The sequence below is a fragment of the Rhodohalobacter sp. genome (genome assembly GCF_041686455.1).
Lineage (GTDB): Bacteria > Bacteroidota > Rhodothermia > Balneolales > Balneolaceae > Rhodohalobacter.
Genome location: NZ_JAWLDW010000060.1, coordinates 1 through 15872 on the forward strand (window position 1 = coordinate 1; position 15872 = coordinate 15872).

Here is a 15872-nt window from a genome sequence, read left to right on the forward strand (position 1 = left end):
AACATCACAATAGCGGCAATAAATAAAATAAAAGCAGCTTTGTAGTTCATTAAAGTAATTTTGATAATGATGATTTTCTGTAGATTAATTTAATTAGCCTAACCTATTCTTCCAGTTTTGCAGATATGCGTTCCCGAACTTGTTGCGGATTAGCTTTCCCCTTAGACTGTTTCATAACCTGCCCGATAAAGAACCCAATTAAAGCCTTCTTCCCATCTCTGTAACGAGCTACCTCGTCGGGATTATTTGATATGACTTCGTCAATGATTGGGTCTATAAAGTCTGAATCCGAAACTTGAATCAAATTCAATTCTTTAGCAAGATTTTCAGCGGATTTGTCTGAATTTAGCATTGCATTAAAAATATCCTGCATTGCCGATGAATTTACTTTGTCATTGAGTTTTAACTGAACAAGATCTGCCAGCCTTTTTTCTGAAATCGAAAAGTCGCTAATTTTAAAACTCTTTTCGTTAAGCACCCTTAATACCTCAGTGAGAATAATGTTTGCAACGGCTTTTGGTTCATTCAGCTCAAGCAAAGTGTTTTCATAATAATCAGCAAGCTGACGGGTTTCCGTAAGCGTATATGCAACATCTTCTGACAGGTCAAATTCATCAATAAATCGACGATATCGAATACTGGGCAATTCCGGTAAGTCTTTACGGATATCGTCTAAAAGTTCATCGGTAACCACTACGGGTGGTAAATCCGGCTCCGGAAAGTAGCGATAGTCGTGAGCTTCTTCTTTGCTTCTCATTTTACGGGTTTCGAGTTTGTTTGAATCCCATAATAACGTTTGCTGGATAACTTCACCGCCTGACTCTATCAATTCTATTTGGCGTTCAATTTCGTACGTAATTGCACGCTCAACATTCCGGAATGAGTTCATGTTTTTTAGCTCAGTTCTCGTGCCAAACTCTTCCCTTCCCCTGGGTCGTACAGAAACGTTTGCATCGCACCTGAGACTACCTTCCTCCATATTTCCGTCGCAAATTTCCAGATACTGAACAATCTGTTTAATTTTTGTCAGGTACGCATACGCTTCCTGAGGTGTGCGGAGATCTGGTTCTGATACAATTTCGATAAGTGGCGTTCCGGCCCGGTTTAAATCAACCAGTGTATGATACGGATCCTGGTCGTGGATGGATTTTCCTGCATCCTCCTCCATATGAATACGGGTTATCCCAATTTTTTTGTCGTAATCTTCTAATTCAATATCAATATGGCCATCAAAACAGATTGGAGTGTCATATTGAGAGATCTGGTAGCCTTTCGGCAGATCGGGATAAAAGTAGTTCTTACGAGCAAAAATTGACTTTTCAGCAACATTGCAGTTTGTAGCCAATCCCATTTTAATGATATATCGAACAAGATTTTCGTTTAAGACAGGTAAAGTGCCTGGATGGCCTAAGCATAGTGGTGTGACCTGGGTATTAGGCGCTGAACCATATTCGGCAGACACAGGAGCAAATGCTTTACTATTGGTTAAAAGTTGAGCATGAACTTCCAGCCCGATAACAGCTTCGTACTTCTCGTTTGAAATTGTTGACATTTGTAAAATTATAGTTACAAAAACACTTTTGCTTGAAGATATGAAAGTATAAAGACAATGTAACAAGGAAATATATAGCAACTCAATTGATCTGAGTTGAGATAAATACCCTCAAATTGTTTTGAAATTACTTTACAATGAGTCGTAATTCAAAATGTTAGCAAATTTAATAATTTAACTATATTCGCTTAATTGGTATTATAATTTTGATTTTAAGTGATCAAATACTTCGAATTGTTGATAGAATTTTGTTAATTAAATTAACTTTTAATTCTGGATGGAGGATACCATGGCCACTCCGATTCGAATATCTCTTCTAACTATTTTGGTCTGTTTGATTATTTCTCTTTCGACAAGTGCTCAGGAAAGGCAGGGCAAATATATGCATATTGATTACCTGAAAATTGAAAACCAATCGGAGGATGATTTTCTAAATCATATATCTTCCACTTTTCTATCTATTCAGGAATTAAGAAAAGAAAACGGCAGCATACAAGACTGGTATATTTATCAAGTTACCTATCCCGGTACTCAAAATTCGTTTTATAACTATGTTTTAATTACAATAAGTGATGAAATATCAGGATTTGAAGATGTACTTAATCAATATTCAAATCAGCTTTCCGAGGATGAAAGACGATCATTGACCGACGACTATATGGAATTTTTATCTCCCAACCATTCCGAACTTTGGAAGGTAAGAAACAGTGTAATAGCTGATAGTTCTTTCTCCCCCAGCAGATATATAGTAATGAATTATATGGACGTTGGCCTGGGTTACGAGTACGAATATCAAATGTTTGAAGATGAAATTGCACGGCCAATGCATCAAGAGAGAATGGAACGTGATCAAATGGATGGATGGGAACTCCATGAGTTGCTCATGCCCGGAGGGCTCAACTATGGATATAATTTTTCAACACTTGACTACTACGATAATCTCGAAGATATCGAGTTTGGTTTTACCGAAGAACTAATAAGGCATACTCATCCCGATACAAATATTAATGAGTTTTTCGATCATATTTACAGAACCCGGGATCTTATAAAATATGAACTTTGGGAACTGGTAGAAGCTCTATAAAAATTTTTAAAAATATAGTTTACTGCTTGAGCCCAACTGCGTAGAGTTGTTGAGTTATACAATGAATACTGCCCTGTCCCCAAACTAAATCTGTACAGTCAATACCTACAGTATCCCTGTCCGGAAAATATTCAGAGAGTAGATCCAATGCATCTTCATCATAACGTTCATCATATAAGGGAAGCAGTACAACTCCATTTGCAACGTAGAAATTTGCATAACTGGCGGGTACATACTTTGAACCATCCACGGTTGTACCTTCAATTTTGGTATGAGGCAAAATTAATGTGATGATATTAAAGTGGTTTCCATTTTGATCTGTTGCACTGTTTAAGATTTCATAGTTCTCTTTCAATACAGCATAATTTATATCAGCCGGATCTTCGCTTATCATTGTCAAAATTGTGTTTCTATTTAAAAAACGAGTCAAATCATCGATGTGTCCGTCTGTATCATCTCCGGCTAATCCATTTTTTAACCAAATCACCTTATCCATTCCTAAATAATACTTTACTGATTCTTCAATTTCATCTTTAGACAAATCCGGATTTCGGTTTTTATTCAAAAGAACAGATTCAGTTGTCATAAGAACACCATTACCGTTTGTTTCTATTGATCCCCCTTCTAACACCATTTCTGTTTCGTACTTTGTCAGATTAAACGTATCAGCAAACCAGCCAGGCAGTCGATTGTCATCCTTAAACGGTGGATATTTCTCTCCCCAGGCATTATACTCCCAGTCAGTAATTGCATATCGATCAGGAAAATCAAGATGCTGAACAAATATCGGCCCGCAATCTCTCGCCCAAACGTCGTTAATGGGTAAGGAGTAGATATGGACTTTTGACAAATCAACAGAATCCTCTTCCAGTTTTATTTTTAGTTTCTCAGCTGAAAGTTTCTCGTCAACCAGCAGAATAATCGGTTCATACTGGTGGAGGACTTTAATGATGTTCAAATAGACTGCTTCTACCCTTTCCAGTCTTTCTCCCGGCCAGGTATCTGTATTCGATGGCCAATGAAGCTGTGTTGCTGCGTGATGATGCCACTCGGCCGGCATTCTGTAGCGATAATCTGGTCGATTATTCATAAATGTTTTTGTCGGTTTTGTTATCTAGGAATTAGTATCCAAATATGACCTTGCTAAAGATTTGGTTTACTGAAAGAACTGAACGATATTTTTCAGCAGTCTATAATATCAATTATAAGCTTACGTAAAAGCTGTTGTTTTGAAAAAATTCTTAAAGCGGGTTTCAGTAATTATAATTTTATCGATTTTTGTATTTAGGCCGGGTATTTCTCAAGATACTGCAAGCGGGCTGGATTTTTTAAATATTGGGCCCTCAGCACAAATTTTGGCAATGGGAGAAGGATCCGTTGCAGTTCCAACCGGTTCTTCATCAATCTACTCTAATCCTTCACTTTTATCATTCGAGAAAAGATCGGGACTGCAGGTAAATTACTCGCTTTGGATAGCAAACTTAAATAATCAGTTTGCAGCTTTTCACACAAAAAGAGATCGATTTACATTTGGCATGGGCGTTTACGGTACGCAGTCGGAGGATTTTCAGGCAAGAGACCAACCCGGGCAGTCTACAGGTACGTTTTCAATCAGCTATTTCTCCCTAAGTGGAGCAGCTGCATACCAGTTGGGACCATTTTCAGTTGGAATAACAGGTCAGTTTTTAAGGGAAGAAATTTTTCAGCTAAGAGCGAATGGCTATGCTTTCAATTTTGGTACGTCAGCAAGATTATATGATGATAGAGTAACGGCGGGATTCTCCGTGAATAACATCGGAAAAATGGAGAATCTGAATGAGACCTCGTCAGCACTTCCCAGTTTATTGAAGGCAGGTATTGCAATTCAGCTCGTAGAATTTTCCACCCCGGGAAAAAATGACTTACCTATTTTATTAAGTACATTTTCGGAATGGGCTCGTCCGCTTGAAAATAACTACACGGGAGATTTCACAGTGGAAAACGCTGACAATGATTATTTGACAGTTGGTATCGATACCGAAATTGCTGATTTAATTCAGCTTTATTCCGCATATCGGTTTGGTCCAACAGAACGTCCTTACAGTCTTGGAATGGGTCTTTTAATGGATCCGATTAAAGTAAACTATTCGTTCATTCCATTTTCAACGGGTTATGGTACTGCTCACTCGTTTGGGGTAGAGTATTATTTTAATTGAACTGAACGGAGACCGTTTTAAACAAGTTAATCTAATTGTTAAATGCAGCTTCTTAACTGTTTTTTCCGAAAAACAGCAACATCGTGAGGTTGTTCTTTAGGGTTAGGCTCCATTTCTTTTAAGATTTGGAGCCTTTTTTACAATGAGCTTATGAGATCTATAGATAAGAACGATCATATCTACGATTATATAATCGCGGGTGCCGGGGCCTCGGGTTTAAGTCTACTATGGAATATGCTTCAGTCTGATAAATTGAGATCAAAAAGTATATTACTTGTCGATCTTAATTTCACACCTGTTAATGATAAGACGTGGTGTTTTTGGGATAATTCAAATATTCCGTTCGAAGAATTGATATACCATACATGGTCCAATTTGGAAGTCTCTGCCCTTTCAAACAGCATGAATGAAGATCTCAGCAGATATAAATACTACTGCATAAGAAGCGTAGATTATTCAGAAAAGATTCTGAGTTTAGCAGAGAAGTCAGGCAATGTTACGCTCATGGAGAGTAAGATTTATGATTTTAAAACTGATGAAAATCTAGGAGTAATCGCTACGGATTATGGGAATTTCAAGGCTAAGCATATTTTTCAGAGCGCTTTAAAACCACCGGGTCTTCAAAAAGAAAAATTAGACATCTCTCTTAAGCAACATTTTTTAGGCTGGGAAATTGAAACCAGGAAAAATTTATTCGATCCGGATAAGGCCATATTTATGGATTTTGATATTTCTCAGTCCAACGGACTTTCCTTTTTCTACTCACTACCCTTTTCTAAAACCAAAGCTCTTATTGAATACACAATATTCTCATCTGATGTACTTACAGATGAGCAGTATGAATTTGAGTTAATCAAATATTTAAAGACCAAGTTTAACCTGGAGAGCAATGACTATTCCATTATTCGAAGAGAGAAAGGAGTCATTCCAATGGAAGATCGCAGATATCCGTTCATGTACTGTAATTACGTATACAACATGGGTACAGCCGGCGGACTAACTAAACCCACTACCGGATATACCTTTACCAGAATTCAAAAACATAGCAGGGAAATTGTAAATGCACTTGAAAAAGAGACAGCTATACCGAAACAAAGAGCATCAACATACCGATTTCGGATTTATGATATAATGCTGCTCAGTATTTTAGATCAACAAGATGATATATCTGTTCAAATATTTCATGATCTATTTAAGCACAACAGTTTCGACAGAATACTGCAATTTTTAGAAGAGGGAACTCACTTAGGGCAGGAATTAAAAATTTTCTCAACACTCCCCTATACACCCTTTTTTAAATCCATTTGGAAAATGAAACATCGAATATTTACGGGAGCTTAAAATGCGGCACTCATCTGTTCAATTAAACCGTTTGGCAGTAACCACTTCTCTTGTCTTAATTGGGATAGCCCTGTGTCTACCGGATTTTCTTAATCAACTGACGCTTCCAATTCTGTTACTCTCAGTTTTTATCATTGGCATTCCACACGGTGCAATAGATCATATCATGGCAACTGAGCTCTATGGTTTGAAAAATTCCCTCAAAGATCACTTACTATTTTACGCCAGCTATCTGTTTATTATGCTGATCATTGCCGTTCTGTGGATATATGCTCCGGTGGCCGGTATGACTCTCTTCCTGCTGATCTCCATTTATCATTTTGGGCAGGCTGATATGGAAGATTTTCTAAACTCATCAGCCCCAAGTTATCTTTGGTATATTCTCAGAGGAGTACTCATTATTGGATTAATTGTTTTTTCGTCCCCTACTACCACATATCCTATCATTTCCGAAGCTATGAGAATGGATCTCATGGCATTTGAAGATTTCATGCCGGATGCTTCACTTTCTGTTTTGATTCTTTTATCACTTTATGCGGCATTTACTCTATGGGGGATTTTTAAAAAACACTTTAAACAAAATCTTCGCTTTGTAGCAGACAGCACATTACTTGCCGGCTTGATAATAATAACCGGACCGCTGATCGGGTTTGCGGTATATTTTGCACTCTGGCACTCTATTGGCCACGTAAATGAAATGAAGGAATTTTTTGAGTCTAAAAGGAAAAGCCTCTCTTTTGTAGAGTTTTACAAAAAGGCTACTCCATTTACTCTGGTATCACTGTTTGGATTACTTATGCTTTACGGCATCAACCAGTTTCTTCAGCTTGAAGGTGAGTTTATCACGCTGATGTTTATTCTGATAAGCGTTCTTACCCTGCCCCATCTTTTTATTGCAGATAAAATGTATCGGGAGGTTTAAAAAAACAGGAACCTCATTATTCAGAGATTCCTGTTTCTATTCATATCACCGTTTAATTATGCCGGTACTGAAAATATCTCTTCTAGTCGCAGACGCTGATCTTCGACTGTGTTACGGATTGATTCCAGGTTTTCATCGGGATACGCTTCCGTTGCAGAGATCTCCAGGCAGAAGTCCATTCCCTTCTCGAGGTTTTTCCTCATTTTATTCAGTTTTTTCCACTCCTGTTCCTCATCTCCGGCAATAATCGACAATTCCGAAATATAGTCCACATACATGTTGATTTCTTTTGCAAACATGTGAGGGCGTTTTTCCTGCACAATAGATTCACAACGACCATAAATATGATCTACCATCTCATCTAAAGAGTATTCGCGGTTGAACCAAGCGATATTGGGTCCGGGGCAAATGGCCTGTCTCCCGTACGAGGGCTTCATAATTTCAAGTCGGATTAAAGAACCTGTCCCGAGATTTGTGCAGAGGCATGTTTTTGCCAATACCTTCTCTTTTGCCTGTTCTTTTTTCTCTTCCTGAATCTCACTTTCTTCAATTTGGTTAATTTTCAAAAGTTGGTACTCAGAAGAAGCCGTACAGATTGGATTTTCAGTAAACTCTGTGTTGGAAACTAAAAATCCTTTTGGACAGCTAGATCCCGGTTTGCCTATTTCGATTTGTTCTTTGGTATGAATTTCTGACCCTGATCCTCTAACGTTATTAAACGGTACACCTAAAGGTGATACTCCGCTTAAATACAGGTCCTTTTCCCCGGCTTCGGCCAGTACATTCGATGTAAATTCATCCACACAAGTAGCTTCAGGTACCAACAGAAAAGGACTGCCCCATCCGGTGGCATCCACTTCAAAATCTTCCATTAAGCGTCTCAGTTCTCCATGTGTACCAATTCCACCCTGTACCGTAATACGGGGATTGGCAACTTCGTAATCATCGGTAGGATAATCCCATGCCTGAGTCTCGTAAAAACTTTGGATTAGCGGTTGGAAACTAGCCTGAAGCTGGTCTTTCTTGTCTCGAAACTCCTGCAGTAAAACCGGGAGAAGCTGTCCATCAGATGCAAATGCATGCCCGCCACAGTTCAGGCCTGATTCTATCCGGAATTCAGCTACTTCAAGCCCTTTTTTGGCCATATACTTTCCTTGTATCAAAGCAGACCTGAAATCACTCACTTTCAAGATGATCGTCTTTTTGATCTTTCCAGACTGATCCCGATAGAAGTCCTTGAATTCTGCTAAATAATTATAAAGTCTTGGATTGAACCCGGCTGATAGAACTACACTTGACTCCAGTTCGCTGTTGGCAAATCCCCTGAGGGCAGCACTGGCATCACTAAATTCTGAGCTCATCGGCTCCCCATCACTGCTATGTCTCAACGCGTCAACCTTTGCCATAATATTGACATCAATTGCTCCCGGAGTCATTTTCTCTGTTAATTCACGGATATATTGCTCACGTGTCTCCTTATCACCTAATGATGAAATAAACTCATAACTCTTCTTTAACGGATTGTCATCCGGCAGCATATGAAAGTATCGATCCTTTTCAGAATCGGAGAAAAGAGGCTTTTCTTTCAGTTCCTCAAACTTCTGACTAACGATCTCTGAAACAGTATTTAGATATGCAGTTATTCGTTCTGCCCTTCCATCTAATGAGGAACGGGGAATATTTTTATATGGGAGATTGAATTCACTGCTATAGTGCTTCCGGATTTTTTCGCATAGAAGATCATCCACGATAGAGATAACGGAATGAACTCCTAAATGAGCGACCCTAATGGGACTATCGATAGAATGACCGGTACCCATTACCGGTATGTGAAATTTGTGTTGATTTTGAATCATAAAAAATTACTGTGTTAAAAAATGCTTAGTGACAATATACAATATTTGAGACAAAATACTCTTTATAACTTTATACCCTAAAATCCTCATTTGATTTGTAACCATTGTTACACTTCATGTTTAACTAAATTTATAGATACTATCTGTAACTAATTGATTTCCAATTGTTAATAGCCTAAGTAATATTTAATTATTTTCATTCAATAGTTTTATTGAATGAAGATACTGCCCTCCCTATCATGTGAATGAACAAAAGGTAATGAGAATGGATATACGAAAATTTAAAACATCACTTTATAAAGAGATGTCCGGAATGACTAAAGCTTTAGGTAATCCGCATCGGCTGGAAATACTGGATCTGCTGGCGCAGGGGCCTGCAGCGGTTGAGTACGTAGCTCTGAATACAAATTTATCAGTAGCCAATGCTTCACAACATCTTCAGGTATTGAAAAATGCTTTTTTAGTGGAAAGTGAAAAGCGCGGAAAATACAACTACTACAAACTGGCTAATAAGCAGGTATTTGAAACATGGTGCGCATTAAGACGTCTTGGTTTCATACAAAATGAAGAGATCAACAAGCTTTTCAATGATTTCAGAAAAAAGCGTAAACACTTGAAAACGATCTCCACGGATGATTTGGTCAAAAAAATTAAAACTGACAGTGTGGTAGTTGTCGACGTTCGGCCTGAGGAAGAGTTCAAAAATGGCCACATTGAAAATGCGCTCTCATTTCCACTTATGGAATTGCGGGAGAAGATAAGTGAGCTGCCAAAAGAAAAAGAGATTGTGGCATACTGTCGCGGGCCGCTATGCATGATGGCTGACGATGCTGTTGAATTTTTAAATCAAAACGGATACAGCGGATCCAGATTAGAAAAAGGGTACCCGGATTGGTCAGCAGGTAGTTTACCGATCGAGCGTGATGAATGTAATCAGCGCAAAGAGAAGGGGAAAACACAGGGTAGTATTTATTGACCTATCTAAGATTAAAAATATCATAAATAACTAAATAACAATAACTATAATGAATCTTAAAATATATCATATACCTAAGGTATATCTGATTTTGCTGATTTTTCTGATCCCGATTCAAATTCTGGGTCAGTCAAGTTCAAATGATGATAACAGGCTTTTACTCTCGCTTCAGGAAGCTATGGAAATCGCCCTGGAGCAAAATTTTTCCATAGAACAGGCGGAGTTTGACGTAGACAAAACTAAGGCTCAATACCGGCAGACAAATGCTGTATTTATGCCACAGCTATCATTCGAATACAATGCGGTCTCAACAAACGATCCGTTAAACGTATTTGGATTTAAGCTGAAGCAGGAAGTTGTAAGTCAGCAGGACTTCAACCCCACCCTGTTAAATGATCCTGATGCTTACGAAAACTACAGCGCCAAATTTGAAGTACGTCAGCCGCTGTTTAATCCGGATATGATGACGCAGCGCGGTGCTGTAAAGAGTCAGTTAAACTCAGTAAATGAGCAATTACAGGGGACCAGGAACCATGTACGTTATCAGGTACGCAACCAATACTATAGTCTGATTCTACACACACGTCAGCTCGAAGTGATTGAAGCTGCACTGGAGACGGCATCTGAGCACAGGCGACTAGCTCAGAACTTTTTTGAGGAGGGACTTCTGAGCAAGGAGGATTTTCTGGCTGCACGGGTTTACGAACTGGAGATGGAGAGCCGTAAGATGAATACTGAAAATCAGCTGAGCAGCGTGCAGGAAGAGATGTCACTGTTGCTAGGAGTGGATGGTTCAGTAGAAATTATACCGACGGAAAACCTGGAAGGGATAGATGGTTCATTCATACCCTCTGATCTGACCAATATTAACGTGAATAATGCCCAGACAAGAGCTATTGAGCAGAGAGTGAAAGCAGCTGAAAGAATGAGTAAATCTGCCAAATTCAGCTTTCTGCCAAAAATCAATCTATTTGGAAGCTATGAATACAATGATCAGGATTTCGCAGGTTTTGACGCAAGCTCCTACATGATTGGGGCTAATCTGAGATGGAATATCTTTTCCGGATTTAGTCAGGCCGGCAAGGTGATGGAAGCTCGCGCCGATTACAGAAAGGCTCAAAGTATGCAGGAGAGTCATCTCTTTGAAATGGAAAACAGGGTACGTGAAGCTTATCGCTCTTTGGAGCATGCAGAAAAAGAACTCGAGCTAACAGAAGAGTCGATTGAACAATCCTCTGAGGATGTGAAAATTCGTACCAACCGCTACCGCGAAGGAATGGAGCAAACAACCGAATTGCTTGAAGCCGAAACCAAATTAGCCGATGCCAAACTGAAAAACGTGATGGCTCTCTACAAATACAATATGAGCATCGCCGCGCTGGAGATGCTTCTTGAACAGGATTTTAACAACTAAACACAAAAATGACAAAGAAAATGAATACGATCACAAAATCTATTTCTGGACTATTGACGCTGCTGTTTGCCGTAATACTTTTAAGCGGCTGCAGTTCTGATAAAACCGCCGACATTGAGCAGGATTCTGTTGAAGTTGAACTACGCACAGCGGAATCTTCCGAATCTCAGGCAGAAATGGTATTCCCTGCCAAAGTTGAAAGCAATAGCCAGGCGAATCTTAGTACTATTGTAATGGGAACCGTTACCTCAGCTCCGGTAACCGTGGGTGACCGTGTTCAGAAAGGTGATCTGCTTGTGCGAATTAAAGACGATCAGATCCGGGCTCAAAAATCCCAGATTGAAGCCAATATGGTTCAAGCCCAAGCTAATCTGGAGAACACCGAGAAAAATTATAATCGAATCAAGAATCTCTATGCGGAGGATAGCGCTACATCTAAGGAGCTGGACGATATTTCAACCATGTATGAAATTGCCAAAGCCAACATGGAAGCATTGGAAGCAAGGATGAATGAAGTAAATGAGATGTTGGACTACACAGTGATACGGGCTCCTTTTACCGGAATTGTAAGCAACAAGTTTGTCTCTGAAGGTGATATGGCTGCTCCGGGACATCCGCTGGTTTCTGTGGCAGATCCCTCTTCTGTAAAAATTACGGCCACAGTTGCCGAAAATCAGATTTCACAACTTGAAGAAGGTTCAGTCATCTCTGTTTCTATAGCTTCAGCAGGAGTCAATAATGCAAAAGCACGGTTAACAGCAATCAGTGAGGCCGGAGATCCAATGAGCCGTCAATTCTCAATTGAAGCGATGATAGAGGATGCTGAGATCAATGAAGCTCTCAAAGTAGGAATGTTTGCTGAGGTCGGCATAAATATCAATCAGTCAGAAATCTTAACCATACCTGCTGATGCTATTATTGAACGGGGTCAACTCACTGGAATCTATACCATATCAGATAACAACCGTGCTGTATTAAGATGGGTTCGGCTGGGCGAAAGATCAGGTGATGCTGTAAAAGTAATTACCGGACTGAAACCGGGTGAACAGTTTGTTTATGCTCCGGATCAGTCATTGAGACAGGGTCAACATCTCAGCGTGCGATAAGAGTATCATAAAACCATTTTTTGAATTAAAAATTTGAATTGAAGAAACAGAGATAAAATGAAAACCGGATTAGCAGGTAAAATTGCACAGGCGTTTATCGATTCGAAGCTGACACTGCTTCTGATGATCGCCTTTTTAGCGATCGGTGTGTATGGCGTTTGGCTTACACCGAGCGAAGAAGAACCCCAGATTGATGTACCTATGGCCGATATTTATGTTGGATATCCCGGTGCATCGCCGCAGGATGTAGAAAATCGTATTGCCATTCCATTGGAGAAAATTATCTCCAATATTTCGGGCGTTGAATATGTTTACTCCACCTCTATGCCGGAGCAGGCCATGGTGTCAGCCCGCTTCTATGTGGGTCAGGATGTGGAACAGAGCCTCGTGCGACTCTATAATGAGATCATGAAGTTTATGGATACCAAGCCGGAACCTGTCACCATGCCGCTCATTAAAACGAGGTCTATCAATGACGTTCCGATTGTGACCCTTACACTCTGGAGTGATAATCACGACGATTACCAAATTCGACGGGTAGCCCAGGAATTGGACAATGAGATCAAATCCATTGTTGATGTGGCTGAAACCAATATTCACGGAGGTCGCTCCCGGACTGTTGAAGTGATTCTGGACAAGGAAAAAATGGCTTCGATGATGATTGACCCGCTTCGTGTGGCTCAAACCATTCAGGCGGCAAATAGTGAGTTTAAATCAGGTTCTTTTACTCAGAATGATGAGGAATTTCTGGTTCAAACCGGCAATTTCCTGGAAACGGCTGATGATGTAGGGTCGCTGGTTGTGGATGTTCGTCAAGGTGACCCCATCCTTCTAAGAGATGTAGCGGAAGTGAACGACGGACCGGGTGAACCGGCCAACTACGTCTCCTATATTTCGGGACCAGTTTCTGCTGTTGAGAAAAATAAGGAAGCCGGAATCTCCTACCCTGCTGTTTCTATTTCTGTAGCTAAACGACAAGGAGCAGATGCCATGACCATTGCTACCCAAATTGATGAGATGGTTGATAAGCTGAGCGGATCCGTTATCACATCCGATATTCAGGTGGAAACCACTCGTAATTACGGAGAGACGGCAACTGAAAAGGTTAGTACACTGCTTATTCACCTTGTGGTGGCTGTTTTAGCTGTATCATTTGTTGTATTTCTTGCGATGGGCTGGCGCGGAGCATTGGTCGTATTTATATCAGTTCCAATTACCTTTGCGCTTACTCTCTTCTTCTACTACATGTACGATTACACACTCAATCGAATTACACTTTTTGCACTGGTTTTCGTGACAGGTATCGTGGTGGATAATTCCATTATTGTGGCCGAAAACATGCATCGCCACTTTAAGATGAGAAATCTGCCGTTCAAACAGGCTGCCATCTATGCGATCAACGAGGTGGGTAACCCAACTATTCTCGCCACATTTACCGTGATTGCCGCCGTCATCCCTATGGCTTTCGTCTCCGGTTTGATGGGCCCCTACATGAGTCCGATAGCAATTGGTGCGACCGTAGCGATGATCTTATCGCTCATTATCTCTCTGATTGCGACTCCATGGCTAGGCTATCGACTGCTACGAACTGCCAGAGTTCAATCAAGCGGAAAAGATGGTAAAGGTTATAAACTGGAAGAGACGATTATTTTCAAGGTTTACAACAAGACCATGCGTCCACTGATGGAGAGTACCTGGAAACGCTGGGCATTTCTGCTCGGAACCACAGCTGTTCTGTTTGCTACCCTTTTGCTCTTCTATGTTCGATGGGTTGAGGTGAAAATGCTTCCATTTGATAACAAAAACGAGATTCAGCTCATCATCGATATGCCCGAGGGAACTACGCTCGAGCGTACCGAAGCGGTAGCCCAAGAAGTTGGGCTTGTTATGTTGGAAATCTCTGAAGTTTACGACTATCAGATCTATTCAGGAACCAATGCACCGATCAATTTTAACGGACTGGTTCGCAGTTATGATCTGCGTCAATCATCAAATGTGGCAGACATTCAGGTGAATCTTGTAGACAAAAGTTTGCGATCGGATCAAAGTCATGATATTGCCAAAAGAATGAGACCGCTGGTTCAAGCCGTCGGTGAAAAGTATAATGCCAACGTTAAAGTAGTGGAAGTTCCACCGGGACCACCGGTAATGTCTACACTAGTGGCCGAAATTTATGGCCCAGACTTGGAGATGCAGCGTTCCATTGGAGAGGATATCAAAGGAATCTTTACTCAAACACCCGGAATCGTAGACAGCGACTGGATGGTGGAAGCCGATCAGACCGAATATCGATTTAACGTTCAGCGTGAAAAAGCCGCCGTATCAGGCGTGATGCCAAATCAGGTATCAGAATCGCTCGGGATGATATTGGGGCAGCACCCCGTAAGTTCGCTCTACAGTGAAAATGAGGCTACGATTGTGCCCATTACGATGAAACTGGATGAAGCGTCACGATCCGGAATTGACCGGCTGGCCGGATTACATGTTCAATCTAGAAACGGAGCGATGATTCCGATCGGTGACTTAGTTCAGCAGGAAGAGCGAACGCTTGAGAAAAGCATCCACCGCAAAAATCAGCGACGGGTCGTTTATGTGACGGCTGAAGTTGCCGGCGAGATTGAAAGTCCGGTGTATGCCATTCTGGATGCAAGGGATGAGATCGACAACATAGCCCTGCCGGCCGGATACAGTTTAGAGCAGGCATTTGCCGGTCAGCCCTTTACAAGCGAAGATCTGACGGTGAAATGGGACGGTGAGTGGCAGATCACACTCGAAGTGTTCCGTGACCTGGGAATTGCCTTTGCGGTGGTGCTGGTCATCATCTATATCCTGATTGTAGGCTGGTTCCAGGATTTTGGTGTACCGATTATCATGATGATTGCCATTCCGCTTTCACTAATTGGAATTTTGATCGGTCACTGGGTTACCGGAGCCTTTTTTACAGCTACATCGATGATTGGTTTAATTGCCCTGGCCGGAATTATGGTGAGAAACTCGGTACTGCTGATCGACTTTATTCAGATCAGCTTGCGGCAAGGCAATACGCTGGCTGACGCTGTTGTGGAAGCCGGTGCAGTGCGAACCATGCCGATCCTGCTAACGGCCGGTACGGTAGTTATTGGCGCGATTGTGATCCTGTTTGATCCGATTTTCCAGGGATTGGCCATCTCGCTAATGGGCGGAGCGATTGCATCCACTGCACTAACGCTGATTACCGTTCCACTGATCTACTTTATGGTGAACAAGAATAGAAAAACAGATGAGATTGTGAGAAAATAAAACAACTAATCTCTCCTCGAGGGGAGTACTCCGCCTCAGGCGGAGAGTGGGTGTTAGAACATATTTCAAGATCAGACATACACCCCTCTTTATCTCCCCTTTTAGGGGAGAATCTTTAATGTAAAACAAACCACCAAACCCATGAAA

At 40.9% G+C, this 15872-nt stretch carries 11 protein-coding genes; 8 read left to right on the forward strand and 3 right to left on the reverse strand.

Going from position 1 to position 15872, the window contains the following annotated elements; translation table 11 throughout:
* Positions 1–103: 103 nt before the first annotated feature.
* Positions 104–1552: an Asp-tRNA(Asn)/Glu-tRNA(Gln) amidotransferase subunit GatB gene (gene gatB / locus ACESM0_RS08295; protein ID WP_372905464.1), complete on the reverse strand. Its 1449-nt coding sequence runs from the start codon at positions 1550–1552 to the stop codon at positions 104–106.
* Between the two features lie 277 nt (positions 1553–1829).
* Between gatB and ACESM0_RS08300 the strand changes: the two genes are divergently transcribed.
* Positions 1830–2636 (forward strand): hypothetical protein, encoded by an 807-nt coding sequence (locus ACESM0_RS08300; RefSeq protein WP_372905466.1) that lies wholly within the window; start codon positions 1830–1832, stop codon positions 2634–2636.
* Positions 2637–2655: 19 nt separating this feature from the next.
* Here the strand turns inward: ACESM0_RS08300 and ACESM0_RS08305 are convergent, their stop codons facing one another.
* Entirely contained in the window at positions 2656–3726 is a 1071-nt protein-coding gene (locus ACESM0_RS08305) for an agmatine/peptidylarginine deiminase (RefSeq protein ID WP_372905468.1), read from the reverse strand.
* Between the two features lie 139 nt (positions 3727–3865).
* On the opposite strand from ACESM0_RS08305, the gene ACESM0_RS08310 reads away from it, so the two are divergent.
* The 3 genes from ACESM0_RS08310 (at position 3866) to ACESM0_RS08320 (ending at position 7094) form a co-directional block, all read left to right on the forward strand.
* Positions 3866–4831: a PorV/PorQ family protein gene (locus ACESM0_RS08310; RefSeq protein WP_372905469.1), complete on the forward strand. Its 966-nt coding sequence runs from the start codon at positions 3866–3868 to the stop codon at positions 4829–4831.
* 150 nt (positions 4832–4981) lie between these two features.
* Positions 4982–6172, forward strand: coding sequence for a lycopene cyclase family protein (locus ACESM0_RS08315; RefSeq protein ID WP_372905471.1), 1191 nt, complete (start codon positions 4982–4984; stop codon positions 6170–6172).
* 1 nt (position 6173) lies between these two features.
* Entirely contained in the window at positions 6174–7094 is a 921-nt protein-coding gene (locus ACESM0_RS08320; RefSeq protein ID WP_372905473.1) for a Brp/Blh family beta-carotene 15,15'-dioxygenase, read from the forward strand.
* A 56-nt stretch (positions 7095–7150) separates the two neighbouring features.
* Here the strand turns inward: ACESM0_RS08320 and ACESM0_RS08325 are convergent, their stop codons facing one another.
* Positions 7151–8950, reverse strand: coding sequence for a hypothetical protein (locus ACESM0_RS08325; protein WP_372905475.1), 1800 nt, complete (start codon positions 8948–8950; stop codon positions 7151–7153).
* A gap of 265 nt (positions 8951–9215) precedes the next feature.
* Between ACESM0_RS08325 and ACESM0_RS08330 the strand changes: the two genes are divergently transcribed.
* From ACESM0_RS08330 to ACESM0_RS08345, 4 genes are read left to right on the forward strand one after another with little or no spacing between them, the layout of a single operon-like run.
* Complete coding sequence (locus tag ACESM0_RS08330) at positions 9216–9926, forward strand: ArsR/SmtB family transcription factor (protein WP_372905477.1); 711 nt, start codon at positions 9216–9218, stop codon at positions 9924–9926.
* Positions 9927–9975: 49 nt separating this feature from the next.
* Positions 9976–11340 carry a TolC family protein gene (locus ACESM0_RS08335; RefSeq protein ID WP_372905479.1) on the forward strand — a complete coding sequence of 455 codons (1365 nt, stop codon included), beginning with the start codon at positions 9976–9978 and terminating at the stop codon, positions 11338–11340.
* A 20-nt stretch (positions 11341–11360) separates the two neighbouring features.
* The gene (locus tag ACESM0_RS08340) at positions 11361–12446 is read left to right on the forward strand and encodes an efflux RND transporter periplasmic adaptor subunit (RefSeq protein WP_372905481.1); all 1086 of its coding nucleotides are present in this window, start codon (positions 11361–11363) and stop codon (positions 12444–12446) included.
* A 57-nt stretch (positions 12447–12503) separates the two neighbouring features.
* Positions 12504–15725, forward strand: coding sequence for an efflux RND transporter permease subunit (locus tag ACESM0_RS08345; protein ID WP_372905483.1), 3222 nt, complete (start codon positions 12504–12506; stop codon positions 15723–15725).
* Positions 15726–15872: the final 147 nt, after the last annotated feature.

Bases quoted from the DNA above. Each gene is read 5' to 3' on its own strand.
- gatB (WP_372905464.1), bottom strand. From the start codon at position 1,552: ATGTCAACAATTTCAAACGAGAAGTACGAAGCTGTTATCGGGCTGGAA.
- ACESM0_RS08300 (WP_372905466.1), top strand. From the start codon at position 1,830: ATGGAGGATACCATGGCCACTCCGATTCGAATATCTCTTCTAACTATT.
- ACESM0_RS08305 (WP_372905468.1), bottom strand. From the start codon at position 3,726: ATGAATAATCGACCAGATTATCGCTACAGAATGCCGGCCGAGTGGCAT.
- ACESM0_RS08315 (WP_372905471.1), top strand. From the start codon at position 4,982: ATGAGATCTATAGATAAGAACGATCATATCTACGATTATATAATCGCG.
- ACESM0_RS08320 (WP_372905473.1), top strand. From the start codon at position 6,174: ATGCGGCACTCATCTGTTCAATTAAACCGTTTGGCAGTAACCACTTCT.
- ACESM0_RS08325 (WP_372905475.1), bottom strand. From the start codon at position 8,950: ATGATTCAAAATCAACACAAATTTCACATACCGGTAATGGGTACCGGT.
- ACESM0_RS08330 (WP_372905477.1), top strand. From the start codon at position 9,216: ATGGATATACGAAAATTTAAAACATCACTTTATAAAGAGATGTCCGGA.
- ACESM0_RS08335 (WP_372905479.1), top strand. From the start codon at position 9,976: ATGAATCTTAAAATATATCATATACCTAAGGTATATCTGATTTTGCTG.
- ACESM0_RS08340 (WP_372905481.1), top strand. From the start codon at position 11,361: ATGAATACGATCACAAAATCTATTTCTGGACTATTGACGCTGCTGTTT.
- ACESM0_RS08345 (WP_372905483.1), top strand. From the start codon at position 12,504: ATGAAAACCGGATTAGCAGGTAAAATTGCACAGGCGTTTATCGATTCG.